General features: G+C 56.3%; 13 protein-coding genes. 4 read left to right on the plus strand and 9 right to left on the minus strand.

Going from position 1 to position 17,625, the window contains the following annotated elements:
• Positions 1-66 precede the first annotated feature (66 nt).
• On the minus strand, positions 67-1,503 hold the full coding sequence (degP, locus tag ACOTX3_RS17075; protein ID WP_013095648.1) for a serine endoprotease DegP: 1,437 nt from the start codon (positions 1,501-1,503) through the stop codon (positions 67-69).
• 131 nt (positions 1,504-1,634) lie between these two features.
• Positions 1,635-3,149 (minus strand): dGTPase, encoded by a 1,515-nt coding sequence (gene dgt / locus ACOTX3_RS17080; RefSeq protein WP_058679214.1) that lies wholly within the window; start codon positions 3,147-3,149, stop codon positions 1,635-1,637.
• An 82-nt stretch (positions 3,150-3,231) separates the two neighbouring features.
• Between dgt and mtnN the strand changes: the two genes are divergently transcribed.
• From mtnN to ACOTX3_RS17095, 3 genes are read left to right on the plus strand one after another with little or no spacing between them, the layout of a single operon-like run.
• Positions 3,232-3,930: a 5'-methylthioadenosine/S-adenosylhomocysteine nucleosidase gene (mtnN, locus tag ACOTX3_RS17085; protein ID WP_013095646.1), complete on the plus strand. Its 699-nt coding sequence runs from the start codon at positions 3,232-3,234 to the stop codon at positions 3,928-3,930.
• Positions 3,923-4,723, plus strand: coding sequence for a vitamin B12 ABC transporter substrate-binding protein BtuF (gene btuF / locus ACOTX3_RS17090; protein WP_023620756.1), 801 nt, complete (start codon positions 3,923-3,925; stop codon positions 4,721-4,723). The genes mtnN and btuF overlap by 8 nt, the downstream gene beginning before the upstream one ends.
• A 27-nt stretch (positions 4,724-4,750) precedes the next feature.
• On the plus strand, positions 4,751-5,374 hold the full coding sequence (locus ACOTX3_RS17095) for a TRIC cation channel family protein (RefSeq protein WP_013095644.1): 624 nt from the start codon (positions 4,751-4,753) through the stop codon (positions 5,372-5,374).
• 93 nt (positions 5,375-5,467) lie between these two features.
• Here the strand turns inward: ACOTX3_RS17095 and erpA are convergent, their stop codons facing one another.
• Complete coding sequence (erpA, locus tag ACOTX3_RS17100; protein WP_013095643.1) at positions 5,468-5,812, minus strand: iron-sulfur cluster insertion protein ErpA; 345 nt, start codon at positions 5,810-5,812, stop codon at positions 5,468-5,470.
• 85 nt (positions 5,813-5,897) lie between these two features.
• Positions 5,898-7,298 (minus strand): H(+)/Cl(-) exchange transporter ClcA, encoded by a 1,401-nt coding sequence (gene clcA, locus ACOTX3_RS17105; protein ID WP_058679359.1) that lies wholly within the window; start codon positions 7,296-7,298, stop codon positions 5,898-5,900.
• Between the two features lie 177 nt (positions 7,299-7,475).
• Here clcA and hemL point away from each other — a divergent pair, with 177 nt between their 5' ends.
• Entirely contained in the window at positions 7,476-8,756 is a 1,281-nt protein-coding gene (gene hemL / locus ACOTX3_RS17110; RefSeq protein WP_040022761.1) for a glutamate-1-semialdehyde 2,1-aminomutase, read from the plus strand.
• A 94-nt stretch (positions 8,757-8,850) separates the two neighbouring features.
• Here the strand turns inward: hemL and fhuB are convergent, their stop codons facing one another.
• The 5 genes from fhuB to mrcB form a co-directional block, all read right to left on the minus strand.
• On the minus strand, positions 8,851-10,833 hold the full coding sequence (fhuB, locus tag ACOTX3_RS17115) for a Fe(3+)-hydroxamate ABC transporter permease FhuB (protein WP_013095640.1): 1,983 nt from the start codon (positions 10,831-10,833) through the stop codon (positions 8,851-8,853).
• Positions 10,830-11,720, minus strand: a complete 891-nt coding sequence (fhuD, locus tag ACOTX3_RS17120) for a Fe(3+)-hydroxamate ABC transporter substrate-binding protein FhuD (protein ID WP_058679361.1) — start codon at positions 11,718-11,720, stop codon at positions 10,830-10,832. The genes fhuB and fhuD overlap by 4 nt, the downstream gene beginning before the upstream one ends.
• Positions 11,720-12,517 carry a Fe3+-hydroxamate ABC transporter ATP-binding protein FhuC gene (gene fhuC / locus ACOTX3_RS17125; RefSeq protein WP_023620747.1) on the minus strand — a complete coding sequence of 266 codons (798 nt, stop codon included), beginning with the start codon at positions 12,515-12,517 and terminating at the stop codon, positions 11,720-11,722. The genes fhuD and fhuC overlap by 1 nt, the downstream gene beginning before the upstream one ends.
• 50 nt (positions 12,518-12,567) lie before the next feature.
• Positions 12,568-14,817, minus strand: coding sequence for a ferrichrome porin FhuA (gene fhuA, locus ACOTX3_RS17130; RefSeq protein WP_013095637.1), 2,250 nt, complete (start codon positions 14,815-14,817; stop codon positions 12,568-12,570).
• Between the two features lie 231 nt (positions 14,818-15,048).
• Entirely contained in the window at positions 15,049-17,574 is a 2,526-nt protein-coding gene (gene mrcB, locus ACOTX3_RS17135) for a bifunctional glycosyl transferase/transpeptidase (protein ID WP_058679362.1), read from the minus strand.
• Positions 17,575-17,625: the final 51 nt, after the last annotated feature.

Raw genomic sequence — 17,625 nt, forward strand, 5'->3', positions numbered from 1 at the left:
GGACTTGTGGGAAGGGTCACAGAAACAAAAAAGCCCCTGCTTACATCACGCAGGGGCTTACGAGGATTACTGCATCAGGAGGTAGATAGAGGTATCACCACGCTGAATATTCAGCGCCAGCACGGATGGTTTGCTGTCGAGAATTTTACGCAGTTCAGCGATGTTTTTCACTGGCTGCTGGTTAGCACCCATGATCACATCACCTTTTTTCAGGCCGATACGGGCTGCCGGGGAATTCGCTTTCACGTTATTCACCACCACGCCTTTATCTGCACCTTTGTTGCTCATCTCCGCCCCTTCAATACCGCTGAAGATGGTGCTGGAATCAACCTGATTCTGGCTGCTCTGCTGCAGCTCCAGACTCACGTTAACCGCCTTACCGTCACGCAGCAGGCCAAGGGTGACTTTGCTGCCAATTGGCATTGAACCCACTTCGGCACGCAGGGCGGCAAAGCTGCTGATCGGTTTACCGTTCAGGGAGGTGATCACATCCCCGGCTTTAATCCCCGCTTTTGCTGCGGAGGAGTTCGGCATAACCTGGCTCACGAACGCGCCGCGCTGGGCGTCAACTTTCATCGCTTTCGCCAGCTCAGAGTTCAGCTCGGTACCCATGATACCCAGCTCACCGCGTTTCACCTGGCCGTACTGCACCATCTGCGCGGTCAGGTTTTTCACCATATTACTTGGGATAGCAAAACCGATACCGATGTTGCCGCCGTCCGGTGCCAGAATAGCGGTGTTGATACCGATCAGCTCGCCGTTCAGGTTCACCAGCGCACCGCCGGAGTTACCGCGGTTGATCGCTGCATCCGTCTGGATGAAGTTTTCATAGTTTTCCGCGTTCAGGCCGCTACGGCCCAGCGCTGAAACAATCCCCGAGGTCACGGTTTCGCCCAGACCGAACGGGTTACCGATGGCCACGGTGTAGTCACCGACACGCAGCGCGTCGGAGTCGGCAATTTTAATCGCCGTCAGGTTTTTAGGATCCTGAATCTGGATCAGTGCGATATCAGAGCGTGGGTCCTTGCCCACCACTTTGGCGTCAAATTTACGCCCGTCGCTCAACTGAACCTTAATGCTGTTGGCGTTATCCACCACGTGGTTGTTGGTAACGACATACCCTTTCGCGGCATCAATAATAACCCCCGAGCCAAGCGCCATGAATTTCTGCTGCTGGCCGCCGCCCTGGCCGTCATCCCCTGCACCACCGCCCTGACAGAACGGAGAACTCTGGAATGGCGAACCGTCCTGGCAGAACGGCGAGTTATCGCCGAAGAACTGCTGGAAGTTACGCGGCATACGCGGCGTATTGACGGTCGTGCTGCCCTCAACGTTAATACTCACCACCGATGGCATCACTTTTTCGAGCATCGGTGCCAGGCTTGGCATCTGCTGCGCGGTTGCTGCCGACGACGCGGTCTCGGCTGCAGTAGCAGTCAGAGGAGACAGCGCTAAACCTAAACTCAGAGCCAGTGCACTCATTGCTAATGTGGTTTTTTTCATGTTTCTCAATCTCGATTTACAGATAACGCAAAATTGCTGTGTAACTCAGATTCGTTTTATACCGCTTAGTTCCGGCGATAAGTTTATGGAAAAAGTAAAAATTTATTGGTCGTCTTTACAAAACTCCGGGATTATTCCACCGCCATCAGCTTGCGGTACTCATCCCAGGCATACAAATCGTTCATTCCGCTGATATAGTCCTGGATGAGACGACAGCGATAATAATATTCGAGCACCGGCCACTGCGGTGAGTGGCGATCCAGTTTGCCGATGGCTTCAACGTAAGCCAGACGATGACGGGTAGAAAGTTTCTGATAAAGCCGGGACTCAATCGGTATTCGTCGCACGCGCTCTTGTTCCACCAGCTCGCTGAATTCATCGACCGACAATTGCAGCAGAGGGCGATATATTTCCAGTAAGCCGCTGATTACCCGGTATCCCTGCAGCTCTAACTGTTCGACATCGGGGTGGCTGAATACATGACGCATCGCGACATGTTTATATAACTCAAGCAACTGGCTGAAGCTACTGTCATCCTCCAGCAAGGCATGATTGAACTCGCCGCTAAAAATCATCGGCAAATTATCAATAAAGCGCGAGGCGGCGTAAGGCACCAGTTTATTTAATGTATTGACCCGCAAATACATAAAGAACTGATCTTCGGTGCTCCGGCTTAATGTATTTGCACGCGATTTTTCCCAGGCATTTTCGACCACCTGGGCAAACAGCGAACCTTTTTCATGTTTCCCCCATGCATCATAAAGATGCTGATAAAGCTCCTCGACGCTAAATATTCTTTTTTCAACCGCGTCTTCCAGGTCAGCAACGCAATAGGAGATGTCATCGGCGGCTTCCATAATCCACGTCAACGGGAAGCGGCCATTTGCAGTCAATGAAAGTTCTTTACGTAACCGCTCAATATAGGTCTCTTCGGAGAGGTAATAGCCCGGCTTTTTCATCAGATAGCTGTGCGAAGCGGGCGTTTCGCCCATCCACCAGGCCGGACGGGTATATTTGAGGATGCATCCCACCTGTGCCCAGGTCAGATTCATGCGCATCAGGGAGTGCACCAGTCGTATCCCCTGCGCATTGCCTTCAAAATGACAGAGATCCTGACGCACCTTACGACGCAGATCGTTTAGCCCATCTTCGCCTTCACGCAGGCGTAAATCCCGCACCACGCAGCGGTCATCACTGAGTGGCTGGCTGACGGCATCCGACGGGAAGAGTCGCTGCCTGAACCAGTCGTTGATCGCCGCCTCGCCAAAGTGACCAAACGGGGGATTGCCGATGTCGTGCATCAGGCAGGCCATCTCAACAATACTTTCAAAGGGCCCGGTCAACTCATCCAGACCGTAGGTTTCCAGCAAGCGCTGCTCTTTGAGACGGCTTAAAATCTCTTTGGCAATGTAGCGCCCCACCTGCTGAACTTCCATTGAGTGGGTAAGGCGTGTGCGCACGGCAGCGTTACGCTCAAGCGGAAACACCTGGGTCTTTTGCTGCAGACGACGAATGGCAGGCGAGTTAATGATCCGCCCGCGATCGCTTTCGAAGATACGCAGGATCTCATGTTCGCTCTTTTCACCCTGCGGCGAACGGAAACGTCGGTGCCAGTTAATTTTGGTGCGAAAATCGATCTGTGACATGTGCTCCCCCGCGTGAGAATGCGTTTCCCCTTAAGCGCATGATAGACTATGCATCTTAACAAGGCACATCGCGAGTAAATCTATGAAAATCGGCATTATTGGTGCAATGGAAGAAGAAGTTACGCTGCTGCGTGACAAAATTGAGAACCGTCAGACTCTCTCTCTGGGGGGTTGTGAGATCTATACTGGTCAACTGAACGGTGTTGACGTGGCTCTGCTGAAATCAGGCATCGGTAAGGTTGCTGCTGCGCTGGGCGCAACGCTGTTGCTTGAGCGCTGCAAACCAGACGTGATCGTTAACACCGGCTCTGCGGGCGGTCTGGCACCGACCCTGAAAGTGGGTGATATCGTCGTCTCCGATGAAGCGCGTTACCACGACGCAGACGTTACCGCATTCGGCTACGAATACGGTCAGCTTCCAGGTTGCCCGGCCGGCTTTAAGGCCGACGATAAGCTGGTTGCGGCGGCAGAAGAGTGCATTGCTGAGCTGAACCTCAACGCCGTACGCGGCCTGATTGTGAGCGGTGATGCCTTCATCAATGGCTCCGTCGGCCTGGCAAAAATCCGTCACAACTTCCCGCAGGCTATCGCCGTTGAGATGGAAGCGACCGCGATTGCCCACGTTTGCCATAATTTCAACGTCCCGTTCGTGGTGGTCCGCGCCATCTCTGACGTGGCCGATCAGCAGTCTCATATCAGCTTCGACGAATTCCTGGTTGTCGCGGCAAAACAGTCCACCGTGATGGTGGAGAGCCTTGTGCAGAAACTGGCTCGTGGCTAAACATGCCATCAGGGCGCTGGTCGCCCTGCTTCTGCTCGCACCGGCCTGGCTCTGCGCCGCGCCGCGTGTGATTACCCTCTCCCCCGCTAACACCGAACTGGCGTTTGCTGCCGGTATCACCCCGGTTGGTGTAAGCAGCTTTTCCAATTACCCACCGCAGGCCGCGCATATTGAACAGGTCGCAACCTGGCAAGGGATGAACCTTGAGCGCATCGTGGCGCTTAAGCCCGATCTCGTGCTCGCCTGGCGTGGCGGCAATGCAGAGCGGCAGGTTAATCAACTGACGTCGCTTGGGATCAAAGTCATGTGGGTGGATGCCGTGAGCATTGAGCAGGTCGCTCAGGCGTTACGCGCTCTGGCGCCCTACAGCCCAACCCCGGCTAAAGCCGAGGATGCGGCAAAACAACTGCTCAGCGACTATGCGGCACTCAAAGCAAAATACGATACCCCCGTTAAAAAGCGCATCTTTCTGCAGTTTGGCAGCCAGCCGCTGTTCACCACCGGAAAAGGCTCCATTCAGAATCAGGTCCTGGAAGTTTGCGGCGGAGAAAATATCTTTGCGGCCAGCCGGATACCGTGGCCTCAGGTCAGTCGGGAACAGGTACTGGCTCGCCGACCACAGGCGATCGTTGTGGTCGGAAATGCGAGCGAGATTCCTAAAATTGAACAATTCTGGCAAAGCCAGCTAAAAATTCCGGTGATCCCTCTCACCAGCGACTGGTTTGAACGCGCCAGCCCGCGTATTATCCTCGCCGCAAAACAACTCTGTGCCGCACTGGCCGAGAGTCATTAACATAAGACCCCCTTCGAGGATTTAACGATGCTCGTTTATTGGCTGGATATTCTTGGCACAGCCGTTTTTGCTATCTCCGGCGTCCTGCTCGCCGGAAAGCTGCGCATGGATCCGTTTGGCGTGCTGGTGCTTGGCGTGGTGACCGCCGTAGGCGGTGGAACGATCCGCGATATGGCGCTGGATAATGGCCCGGTATTTTGGGTGAAAGATCCCACCGATCTGGTGGTGGCGATGGTCACCTGCCTGTTAACCATCGTGCTGGTTCGCCAGCCCCGCCGCTTACCAAAATGGATCCTCCCGGTGCTGGATGCCGTCGGGCTGGCTGTGTTTGTCGGCATTGGGGTGAATAAAGCCTTTAATGCGGGTACAGGGCCCATGGTTGCCATCTGCATGGGCGTGCTGACTGGCGTAGGCGGCGGGATTATTCGCGATATTCTGGCACGAGAAGTGCCGATGATCCTGCGTACCGAAATCTATGCTACGGCCTGCATTATTGGCGGGATTGTACACGCCACGGCGTACTATACCTTTGCGATACCGCTGGAAAATTCAGCCATGCTGGGAATGGTGGTGACGCTGGCGATACGTCTGGCGGCGATACGCTGGCACCTTAAATTGCCGACGTTCGCGCTGGATGAGAATGGAAGATAAACGCAAAACGGTAACCGCAAGGTTACCGTTTTTAATCTTTTCTCCCTCTCCCGGTGGGAGAGGGCCGGTGTGAGGGCATCAGCCTGCCCCCGCTTAAATACTGAACGAAGACCCACACCCGCAGGTGCTGGTGGCATTTGGGTTCGTCACCACAAAGCGTGAACCTTCCAGACCTTCTGTGTAATCTACCGAACCGCCCACCAGATATTGCAGGCTCATCGGGTCAACCACCAGCGCGACGCCCTGTTTCTCGATAGTCATATCGCCGTCGTTAACCTGGTCGTCAAAGGTAAAACCATACTGGAAGCCGCTGCAGCCGCCACCGGTAATATAGACACGCAGTTTCAGATCCGGATTGTCTTCGTCGGCAATCAGGGTTTTCACTTTGTTGGCTGCTGCTTCGGTAAACTCCAGCGGCAACGCTACGTCATCACTCATCTTATGCTCCCATGAATACTGCTACTGCAATTGGGTAAAATTCACCCAATTCTTTTTGTCATTATCTAATACCCTGGTAATTCATTCAAGTATTCTGCATTGCGGCCCGTTCTGCCTCCTGCTTCGCCAGGGTGCGTGCAAGAATGGTGGAGTATAGCGGTTTTCCACCCAGGAATTGGGCTAATAGTGTCGCGCCGAGACAGGTAATGATCATTGGCAAAATGAGCTGGTAATTATCCGTCATCTCCAGCACCAGCACGATGCCGGTGAGCGGCGCGCGCAGGGAGGCCGCCAGCAGCGCTCCCATCCCGGCAACGGCAAAGGTACCCGCATCCAGATGGTATGCCGGAAAACCGACCTCAGCGGCCATGCCAAAGGCAGTACCAAGCAGCGTCCCCAGCGCCAGCATCGGGGCAAAGATACCGCCGGGCGCACCGGAGGAAAAACAGAGCACCGTCGTGATGACGCGAGAAATAAACATAAACAGAAGCAGACCCACGCTGAAGTTGCCCGCAGCTGCAATCGGGATCAGCCCGAACCCGCCCCCCGCCGCGTTCGGTTCAATGAACCCCAGCACGCCGCACAGGCCGCCCAGCAGACCGCCCATCAACACCCACTTCGTGGTATTCCCGCCGTGGATGCGCTGGAACATATCCTGCATACGCAGAATAAAAGTGTTAAACAGCGGGCCGACAATGCCGAATATCATGCCGAGGATCAGGTACAGCCACAGCGTGTTGACCGGCGCATTGGTCAGTTTGCCCACTTCGATCACCGGGCTTTCGCCATTGAAAATGCGAAACACAATGCTCGACATGATCACACCGGTAAAGACCGCTTTGATCGAGATAAGGTTGTAACGGAACTGGGCGCGCATCTCTTCGATGATAAACAGGATCCCCGCCAGCGGCGCGTTAAACGCCGCCGAAAGCCCCGCTGCGGCACCTGTCGCCAGCAGCGTATGGCGCGCTTCCGCGCTGCGCATCCGGAACAGATCCCCCACCATGCGCCCGACGTTCCCGCCCAACTGCACGGTTGGCCCCTCTCGGCCCAGTACCATACCCGCACCAAGCGTTCCCATGCCGCCGATAAACTTCACCGGGATGACGCGCCACCAGCGCACCGGGCGCAGCTCTTCCAGCGCGCCTTCGATTTCAGGGATCCCGGAACCGCCCGCTTCCGGCGCAAATTTACGCACCAGAAAGTAGCCCACCATGGCAAATAGCGCGGACAACCCGAACGCCCAGACCCAGACCAGCCATCCTTTGTCGGCGAAACCGGCCACCTTACCAATACGCCAGTTCAGCACCGCATTGACTGCCTTTTCAAAGGCGACGCCCGCCAGCCCGGCGAGCGTACCGACTACAGCGGCGGCCAGTAAAATTGCCAGCGGTGTCTTATCGCGGTTAAGCAAGCGCCGGATACTGATCCGGTGTTGCGTGCGCCGGAACTGTTGTTCTTCAAAAGAGGGAGAGTCTGCTTTCATTACCATGTCTTTTCGTCATACAAATCGCCGCAGGGATTTTACCAGAGTGCATCAGGTCGTCCCGTGAAAAATACTTAAAAATTGTTTAGCAATGAAAGGGGGCAAAAATTTCATTACCTTCCGCGGATCACTTAGAATAGTGTGCTTAATCATTTTATACGAACCAGGAACGACGCCATGAGCAAGTCTGAAAACCTCTACAGTGCAGCCCGCGAGCTTATCCCGGGCGGCGTGAACTCGCCTGTTCGCGCCTTTACCGGCGTAGGCGGAACGCCGCTGTTTATTGAACGTGCTGATGGCGCGTACCTGTTTGATGTCGACGGCAAGGCCTATATCGATTACGTCGGCTCCTGGGGCCCGATGGTGCTGGGTCACAACCACCCTGCCATCCGCAATGCGGTGATTGAAGCGGCCCAGCGCGGCCTGAGCTTCGGCGCGCCTACCGAGATGGAAGTCAAAATGGCGGAGCTGGTGACCGAGCTGGTGCCAACCATGGACATGGTGCGTATGGTGAACTCCGGTACCGAAGCCACCATGAGTGCTATTCGTCTGGCGCGCGGCTTTACCGGTCGCGACAAAATCATCAAATTTGAAGGCTGCTACCACGGCCATGCGGACTGCCTGCTGGTGAAAGCGGGTTCCGGCGCACTGACCCTTGGCCAGCCAAACTCCCCGGGCGTACCGGCTGATTTCGCGAAACACACCCTGACCTGCACCTATAACGATCTGAACACCGTTCGTGCGGCATTCGAGCAGTATCCACAGGAGATCGCCTGCATCATCGTTGAACCTGTTGCGGGCAACATGAACTGCATTCCACCGCAGCCCGATTTCCTGCCGGGCCTGCGTGCCCTGTGCGATGAATTTGGCGCGCTGCTGATTATCGACGAAGTGATGACCGGTTTCCGCGTCGCGCTCGCGGGTGCCCAGTCATATTATGGCGTAGAGCCGGATCTGACCTGTCTCGGCAAAATCATCGGCGGCGGTATGCCAGTGGGCGCATTCGGGGGGCGCAAGGATGTGATGGAAGCCCTGGCACCAACGGGGCCGGTTTACCAGGCGGGTACGCTCTCCGGTAACCCGATTGCCATGGCGGCGGGCTTCGCCTGCCTGAAAGAAGTCTCCCAGCCGGGCATTCACGAAACCCTGACTGAGCGCACGACGCAGCTGGCAAACGGTCTGCTGGAAGCGGCAGAAGAGGCGGGTATTCCGCTGGTGGTAAACCACGTGGGCGGGATGTTCGGGATCTTCTTCACGGAAGCCCAAACCGTGACAAGCTATCAGGACGTGGTGAAGTGCGACGTTGAACGCTTCAAGCGTTTCTTCCACCTGATGCTGGAAGAAGGCGTCTACCTGGCGCCGTCTGCTTTTGAAGCTGGTTTTATGTCCGTGGCGCACAGCGAAGAGGATATCAATAACACCATCGACGCGGCGCGTAAGGTGTTTGCGAAGTTGTAAGCACGTGCGGCGTGATGCCCTCACCCCGGCCCTCTCCCCGTGGGAGAGGGAGCAAACCCTAAAACGTCAATCTTAGGATTGACGTTTACTTTTATTACCGACTCTGCTTTCTCAACAGATAAATAAAATACGGCGCGCCGATAAAGGTCGACAGCAAACCCGCCGGGATCTGATACGGGAACAGCACCATTCTTCCGCACCAGTCCGCCACCACCAGCATCACCCCGCCCGTCAGGGCAGACATCACGATATGCGGCATTGTCCGACGGAATCCCATCATTCTGGCGATATGCGGCGCCATCAACCCAACAAAACTCAGTGGACCAATGGTCATGGTGGCCGTGGCCGTCAGGCACGCCGCCAGCAGTAACAGCGCGACGCGCGTTGGCGTTAACGCCATGCCGACCGCACGTGCGGTTTCGCCCCCCAGCGGCAGGATCGTCATCCAGCGGCGGCACAGGGGCACAATCGCCAGCAGCACGATCATCACGATCCCGGAATGCACCACCTGACTGCCGGTGGCGTTGTACGTTGAGCCGGAGATCCAGGTCAGGATCTTCGCCATCCGCGGATCGCCGCTCGCCTGCAACATCATCAGCAGCATGGTAAAGGCGGTGCTGAGCGCCATCCCGGCCAGCAGCATCCGGTGAGGCGAAAACCCGCCGCGGCCTGACGCAATCAGAATGATCATCAGCGTCACCGCCGCCCCGATGCTTCCGGCAGGCATCAGCCAGCCAAAGGCATTTCCCGGCACAAGGAACAGCATCAGCACCACGCCAAACGCGGCTCCCGAACTGATACCCAGCACTTCCGGGCTGGCCATCGGGTTGCCGGTCAGGCGCTGGATAATACAGCCCGCGACCGCCAGCATCACCCCGGCAATCAACGCCGAGAGGATCCGCGGCCAGCGCCACTGCAGCAGTTCCTGGAGCAAATCGCCCGTTGCCCAGTGCCAGCCCGTCGCATCGCGCCCGAAAGCAAGCGCCACAAACGAGACGATAATCAGCACCGCCAGCCCGGCGAGGCTGAACCACAGCACCGACTGACGCTCGGCATAAACTTTATCCCCAGCGTCCATCGCGGGAGCGCTCATGCTGCGCAGACGTGGCAACAGCCACAGCAACAGCGGCGCGCCAACCAGTGCCGTTACCGACCCGGTAGAGACTTCCATCCAGACACGCGCCAGCCAGAGAATGATTTGATCGGAAAGCCAGAGGATCAGCGCTCCAATTAGCGGGGCCAGCAGCAGTCGCGCCAGCAGGCGACGCGCACCGAGCATTTTTGCCAGCAGCGGGGCAAACAGCCCGATAAAGCCGATAATCCCAACCGCATTAACCAGCAATGCGCTGAGGACAATCGCCAGCGTCAGCGCCGCCAGACGCGCCAGGGAGAGCGCCAGCCCCAGATTGCGGGCTACACCGTCATCCAGCCCCATCAGCGTCAGCGGACGTAACAACAGCAGCGTCAACATGGCGCCGCCAACAAGCTGCGGCCACAGACGCTGCACAATACTCCAGTCGGTCTGGGTCAGCGTGCCGGTACTCCACAGAAACATGCTTTGCAGCTGATCGTGATGAAACAGCACCAGCAGCTGGTTGATTGCCCCACAATAGAGGCTCACCACCAGCCCTGCGAGGATCAGCGTCACTGGCGAGAGGCGTTTCCCCCACGCCACGCCGAAGACCAGCGCGCCTACCACGCACGCGCCCGCAAGCGCGGCAAACTGCGAGGTTAACGCCCCAGGCAGTGCCCACAGCGTGGTCACCGTGATCCCAAGCTGGGCACCGGTCGCGACGCCAAGCGTTGTAGGCTCGGCCAGCGGGTTACGCAAAACCTGCTGGAACAGGACGCCCACCAGCCCTAACCCGGCCCCGACCAGCAGCGAAATCGCCAGACGCGGCAGCAGGCTGTAGTGGAACAGCATTTGCTGAATATTATCGATATCCGGCGCAGCCAGGGCCGCGCCCCACTGCCCGCGCGGTAAGGCGGTCGAGAGGTTAAACCAGGTCAAAGCCAGCGCGGTCAGGAAAATCAGAGCCAGCAACAGCGCCGGGAAACGGGCAATACGCGTACTCATGCTTTTCCCCCCAGCGCGTTATCCAGCACCCGGGCGAAGTGCATGGCCGACAGCGTCGCGCCGTAGAACCAGACCGCCGGTGCACGCGTAAAGCGTTGCTCACGCACGAACGGCATCGCCTGCCACAACGGTGTCGCCATCAGCGCCTGCATTTCACGCTCGTTGCCGTGATCGAAGCACAATACGTCCACATCGCGGAACGCCGCCAGACGGTCGATACCGACGGCGGTGCTGCCCCAGAAGGTCATCTCCCCTTCCCAGGCATTAGGAATGCCAAAGCTATCGAGCACTTCCTGGAACAGACAGTTTTTGCCGAAGACCAGCATATGGCGCGCATCCAGCAGCGTCACCATCAGCAGCGGGCGGTCTCCGCGATGGGCAAAACGCGGCTTCAGGGCGTCAATCAGAGCATCAAACTCTGCGAAATGTTGTTTGGCTTCCGCCTCACGGTTGAGGAAATGCGCCATCTCGTTGATGGATTTTTTCGCCATCGTCAGCGGTTTTTTACCGTCACTGAAGGAGAACCCCCGCCCAGGGGCAATACGCGCCATTGTCTCTTCTGACGGGCCATACCCCGCGGACCAGAACAGAAATGACGGCTTCATCTGCGTCAGCAGCTCAAGGTTAGGCTCCGTACGCAAACCAATATCAATGACCGAATCGGGTAGCGCCGGCTCGTTCACCCACAGCCGGTAGTTGGGAATATCGGCCACGCCATACGGCGTGACGCCCAGCGCCATCATCAGTTCAACAGGCAGCCACTCCAGCGCCACAATACGGTGCGGATCGACGGCAGCAGCCCGCGCGAGGTTCATCTTTAACAGCAGCGGTGAAAGTGCCATGGCCGTCAGCAGGCGACGGCGGCTCAACAAGGTAGAATTCAGCATCAGTAAACAAAGCTCACCGGAGCAGCCCCGCCAGGATGAGGCAGGATCCCCATAGGAATACCGTAGATGTGTTCCAGCGTTTCGCTCCGCATCAGTTCAGACGGCGAACCCTCGGCAATCATCTCCCCGCCGCGAAGAGCGACAAGATAATCACAATAGCGCGCCGCCATGTTGATATCGTGCAGCACCGCAATAACCGTCAGGCCACGCTGCTGGCTCAGGCGATGAACCAGCGCGAGAACATCAACCTGATGAGCGATATCCAGTGCGGAAGTGGGTTCGTCGAGCAGCAGGCAGCGGCTGTCCTGCGCGACCAGCATCGCAATCCACGCGCGCTGACGTTCGCCCCCGGAAAGGCTGTCGACCAGACGGTGCGCCAGCGGCTTTAATCCCACCAGCGCAATCGCTTCTTCCACTTTCTCTCTGTCGGCGACACCGAAGCGCCCGAGTGCGCCATGCCACGGATAACGCCCGATCGCCACCAGCTCACGCACCGTCATCCCTTCTGCCTGAGGCAATTGCTGCGGCAGATAGGCGACTTTGCGCGCAAAGGCTTTACTGCTCCAGCTCTCCAGAGGCTGTTCGTCCAGCAAAATATCCCCTTCAGAAGGCGGCTGATGACGGCCCAGCATTTTAAGTAACGTCGATTTACCGGAACCATTGTGACCAATCAGGCCGGTAACTTTACCTGCGGGGAACGTCAACGAGAGCGGATGCAGCAAGGTGCGCCCGGGAACACGAAAGGAGAGTTGATTGAGCGTAAAGGTGGTATCGGATTGCGTTTTATTATCCTGCATATCAGCCAACTTAAATAAAAAGGGCACGGCGAACCGTGCCCGAAGAGAGATTAGAAGCGGAAGGTCGCGGTAGCCACAACCTGACGCTCAGCACCCCAGAAGCAACCGTAGGTGTTAAAGCAGCTGGCAACGTACTCACGATCGAACAGATTGTTCACATGCAGCGCCACGTTTGACCCCGCCATGCCAACGCGTGCCAGATCGTACCTGACCAGCGCATCAACGACGGTGTAGCTGCCCACTTTGAAGGAGTTAGCCGGATCACCATAGCTTGAGCCCGTATAACGCACGCCGGTGCCCAGCGTCAGACCAGACAGCGGACCATCATACATTGTGTAATCACCCCATACAGATGCCATGTGTTTCGGCACCTGGGCTGGTGTGTTGCCTTTGTAGTTAGTATCTGTCGTGTATTCCGCATCGGTGTAGGTATAGGAGCCAACAACGTTAACGCTCGCAGAGAGGGCTGCTTTCGCTTCCAGCTCTACGCCACGGGCACGGATTTCACCACCTTCAACCGAGAAGAAAGAACCCGCCGGGTCCGCCATCAGGTTGTTAGTTTTGGTCAGCTGGTACAACGCACCGGTGACAACGATCGGACGATCGCTCGGAACGTATTTCACGCCCGCTTCGTATTGCTTGCCTTTAGATGGCGAGAACAGTTTACCCTGTGCATCAGTCTGCGAAGCCGGTTCAAACGATTCGCTGTAGCTAAAGTAAGGAGTTACACCGTTATCAAACAGGTAGTTAACACCGCCACGCCAGGTGAACTGGGTATCATCACGTTTGGAGGTGGTATTGGTCACACGGTTATAGGACTCCTGATCGGCCCAGTCATAACGACCGCCCAAGGTTACCAGCACTTTATCCCACTGCGCCTGATCCTGAACATACAGACCCGTCTGTTTCTGGCGATTAAGGATTTGATAAGGACCTGAATTAGCCGGATCTTTTGAACCGAAATCAAAATCGCTGTTCACAGGATTATAGAGATCCAGCAGCGGAACAGAATCGTCATAACCAAACCAGGAATTGATGTCATTCCGCATACGCATGAAGTCAACGCCAGTCAGCAGTATGTGGTCCACCTCGCCGGTAGAGAATTTGCTTTGCAACTGGGTATCAACGGTGAAGTTCTGCAATTTCTCATTATCGACAACATATTTACGCGCCAGATAATGGCCTTTATCAGCAGGCGCAAGCGCCGCACACTGTTTGTTGCCAGCATTTGCCGGATCGGTGCAGACGCCATAGCCGTAAACGCTGTTTTGCGAAGTTTTGTTCTCGGCAAAGCGCAGATTCTGACGCACGGTGAAGGTATCGTTAAATTCGTGGTCGAAGCTATACCCCACCATTTTCTGGTTCCGGGAATAGGTATTATTCTTCGCCCCTTCATTGAAGTTAGTCGGCAAACGCTCACCGTTTGGCAGTGGCTCCACTGTTCCCTCTTTTGGCAACCAGCCGTAGTAACCCGTTTCAGGCTCGTTCTGGAAATAAGAGAGGAAGGTAAATGTGGTTTTATCATCCGGACGCCATGAGAAAGATGGCGCGATAGCATAACGCTGCTCTTTCGCACGCTCCTGCTGAGCGTTATTTGAACGCGCAACCCCCGTTAAGCGATAAGAATAAACACCGTCGTCATCAATCGCATCGCTAAAGTCAAACCCGGTCTGGAACAGGCTATCCGTGCCCACTTTGAACTGGATCTCTTTCAGGGGATCGGTTGTTGGGCGCTTACTGACCATGTTCAGCAAACCGCCAGGGCTGCTTTTGCCGTACAGAACGGAAACCGGACCGCGCATGATCTCGGCGCGCTCCAGCATATAAGGATCAATAACGGCGTCGTTATAGAAGTTCCCCTGCATTTTCATGCCATCGAGGTAGTTATTTTGAGACTGACCATCGGCCGCAAAACCGCGAATAATCAAGTAGTCATAGGTGTTTGATGCACCACGGGTGCCTACCGCAACGCCAGGGGTGTAACTCAATGCTTCTTTAACCGAGCGCGGTTGATGCAGTGCCATCTCTTCGGCTGTTACCACTGAAATAGATTGCGGTACCTTTTGAATGGGGGTGTCCGTTTTGGTCCCGGTCGCGGATTGTCTTGCTGCGATGGTAGCAGCTGGCCCCCAGGCACTTTCCTGTGCAGCCGGAGCGGCAGTGACAGTGATGGTTTCTTCTTTTTTCGGGGTTTCGGCAGCATGGGTATAAGCAGACATGCCGGCAACCGCTGTGGCTACGACAACTGCGATTTTACGCAGCGACGTGTTAATTGGCTGAGCAGTATTGGAAAGCGCCATGGTGTATCTCTGATAGAAAAGTGAATGATAACGTAAACGAGAATTATTATTATGACCGCAGCATAATAGGCGAAACGTTGGCTGCATAGCAAGCAGGAAGCGGCCCTACGAGAATTAAGGGTTTAAGAAATAACCAGGAGAAAACGAAGGGTTAATCAGAATTAAAACGAGGGTTAATAAAATGGGGAAAACGGGTAAAAAAATCCCCCCTTTCGGGGGGACCTTGAACGGTTAGTTACCGCCGAACATATCTCTAATCCAGCCCGCGACACCGTCGCTGTCTTTCTTCTCGTTCTGCTGCTGCGGCTGTTGTTGCTGCGGCTGCTGAGGCTGAGAAGACTGGTCGAACGGGTTGCCCGTCGGCTGCTCTGGCTGACTCTGCTGGCACAGGGAATCCGGGTTCGTTGTCCAGACAGGCAAGGTACGCATACCGCCGCCACAGACAAAGTTTCCGGAACTGTCCACGCCCATATCCACGATATCCTCCGGCGCAACCAGGTTTAGCGGCACCGGAGACTGATTCGCCAGATAACGCTGGTAAATCGACATCGCCCCGCTCGCACCATACAGTTTGGTTGGCTGGTTGTTGTCGCGGCCCACCCAGGTGATCACCACTTCACGACCATCGATACCGGCAAACCAGGTATCGACGTTGTTGTTGGTCGTCCCGGTTTTGCCCGCCAGATGCAGGCCCGGATACTTCGCCCCCAGCTGACGGCCGGTACCACGCTGCACAACCTGCTGCATCGTCCACAGCGTCATGTAGGCTGCCTGCGCCGGAACGGCGCGTTCCGCCTGCGGGAAGCTCTGATACAGCACGGAGCCATCTTCGGCAATCACCGAGCGCAGGGCTGACAGCGGTGCACGGTTACCACCGCTGGCAATGGTCTGGAACGCCTGTGCCACTTCGATTGGCGTCAGGTTTAACGCCCCCAGGATCATGGCTGGCACAGGGTGCAGCTGATCTTTAGCGACGCCCAGCTTCTGCCAGGTATCAACTATCGCAGGCAGACCCAGTGCCATCCCAAGGTTTACCGTCGGCACGTTCATGGAGCGGGTCAACGCATCCACCAGCATTACCTGGCCGCTGAACTGTTTATCATCGTTCTGCGGTGACCAGACCTGGCCGTTAGGCTGACGCAGGGAGATCGGCGCGTCGGCAATCCAGGTATTCAGGCGATACAGATTTGGCTGGCTCAGGGCAGTGAGATAGGTTGCTGGCTTCGCCAGTGAACCGATCGAACGACGCGCCTGCATAGCACGGTTGTAACCTGCAAACTGCGGCTCAGCCCCGCCCACCATCGCACGGACTTCACCCGTGTTACGGTCAACCACCACCATCGCGGTTTCCAGATCGCTCAGCTTACGCTGTTTCTTCAGCGCCGGAATGCCCTCAACGGCCGCTTTTTCTGCCGCATCCTGCGCCACGGAGTCAAAGGTGGTAAAGATCTTCACGCCGGAGAGATCTTTCACTTTATCACCGAGCTTGCTCTGCAGCTCCTGACGCACCAGCTGCATAAACGCAGGCTGAGGCGAAATTACACCGCCGCGCGGCTGGACGCCAAGCGGACGTGCGCTCAGCATGTCGTACAGCTCCTGGTCAATCACCTGCTGTTGTTGCAGCAGACGCAGCACCAGGTTACGACGCTCCAGCGCCAGTTTCGGGTTACGCCACGGGTTATAGATGGACGCCCCTTTCACCATACCCACCAGCAGCGCCTGCTGGTCCAGGCTCAGCTCTTCCACCGGACGGCCAAAGTAGTACAGGCTCGCCAGCGGGAAACCGCGGATTTCGTTATCACCGCTCTGACCGAGATAGACCTCGTTCATATACAGCTCAAGGATACGATCCTTGCTGTAACGCGCATCCATCAGCACGGCCATGTACGCTTCGTTGGCTTTACGCCAGTATGAGCGCTCGCTGGAGAGGAACAGGTTCTTCACCAGCTGCTGGGTAAGCGTACTCGCCCCCTGTACCGTACGGCCCGCCGTCAGGTTGGCCAGCACCGCACGACCAATGGAGTAGAGGCTGATACCATCGTGCTCATAGAAGTGACGGTCTTCGGTTGCCAGCAGCGTGTCCACCAGCAGGTCCGGGAAACCGTTACGGGCGACGAACAGACGCTGTTCACCATTCGCCGAAGAGAGCATGGTGATAAGACGCGGATCGAGACGGAAGAAACCGAACTGGCGGTTGTTATCCATGTTCTCGATGGTTTCCAGACGATCGCCGTCAAAAGTCAGACGCGCACGCACCTGCCCCTCTTTGCTGTCCGGGAAATCGAACGGACGACGGATCATCTCAATGCTTTTCGCCTGCACGGTAAATTCGCCAGGACGCGTCATTTTCGACACCTGACGATACTGGGTGGCCTCCAGCAGTTTCACCATCTCGTTCTTACTGATCGACATTTCAGGCTCAAGGTTTACCATGCGGCCATACACTGCCGCAGGCAATTGCCAGACTTTTCCGTCGATACGGCTGCGGATCTTCTGATCCAGATAAACGCCGTAGATCGCCATCAGTACAACAAAAACAATGAACAGCTTCAGCAGCAGCCAGAACCAGCCGCGTTTACCCCGAGGCTTACGCCCTTTGCCTTTTCCTTTACGCGGCATCGGTTCTTCATCCTCATAATCGTCTTCATAGTCATCGTCATAATCCTCATCTCTGAGGCGACGACGGCTCACCTTTTCTTTGGCCGGACGCGTTGGTTTTCCCTTACGCCCAATTGGCTCGCGGTCATTCCCCGCCATGCTTTTTCTCCGCAACGTTCAGGCGCAAAGGCCCGATTCTCATTTCTTCCA

The sequence above is a fragment of the Enterobacter cloacae complex sp. IR5384 genome, assembly GCF_049237265.1.
GTDB classification, from domain to species: Bacteria; Pseudomonadota; Gammaproteobacteria; order Enterobacterales; family Enterobacteriaceae; genus Enterobacter; species Enterobacter cloacae.

Coding starts and splice junctions, on each gene's coding strand:
- degP (WP_013095648.1), bottom strand. CDS start 1,503: ATGAAAAAAACCACATTAGCAATGAGTGCACTGGCTCTGAGTTTAGGT.
- dgt (WP_058679214.1), bottom strand. CDS start 3,149: ATGTCACAGATCGATTTTCGCACCAAAATTAACTGGCACCGACGTTTC.
- mtnN (WP_013095646.1), top strand. CDS start 3,232: ATGAAAATCGGCATTATTGGTGCAATGGAAGAAGAAGTTACGCTGCTG.
- ACOTX3_RS17095 (WP_013095644.1), top strand. CDS start 4,751: ATGCTCGTTTATTGGCTGGATATTCTTGGCACAGCCGTTTTTGCTATC.
- erpA (WP_013095643.1), bottom strand. CDS start 5,812: ATGAGTGATGACGTAGCGTTGCCGCTGGAGTTTACCGAAGCAGCAGCC.
- clcA (WP_058679359.1), bottom strand. CDS start 7,298: ATGAAAGCAGACTCTCCCTCTTTTGAAGAACAACAGTTCCGGCGCACG.
- hemL (WP_040022761.1), top strand. CDS start 7,476: ATGAGCAAGTCTGAAAACCTCTACAGTGCAGCCCGCGAGCTTATCCCG.
- fhuB (WP_013095640.1), bottom strand. CDS start 10,833: ATGAGTACGCGTATTGCCCGTTTCCCGGCGCTGTTGCTGGCTCTGATT.
- fhuD (WP_058679361.1), bottom strand. CDS start 11,720: ATGCTGAATTCTACCTTGTTGAGCCGCCGTCGCCTGCTGACGGCCATG.
- fhuC (WP_023620747.1), bottom strand. CDS start 12,517: ATGCAGGATAATAAAACGCAATCCGATACCACCTTTACGCTCAATCAA.
- fhuA (WP_013095637.1), bottom strand. CDS start 14,817: ATGGCGCTTTCCAATACTGCTCAGCCAATTAACACGTCGCTGCGTAAA.
- mrcB (WP_058679362.1), bottom strand. CDS start 17,574: ATGGCGGGGAATGACCGCGAGCCAATTGGGCGTAAGGGAAAACCAACG.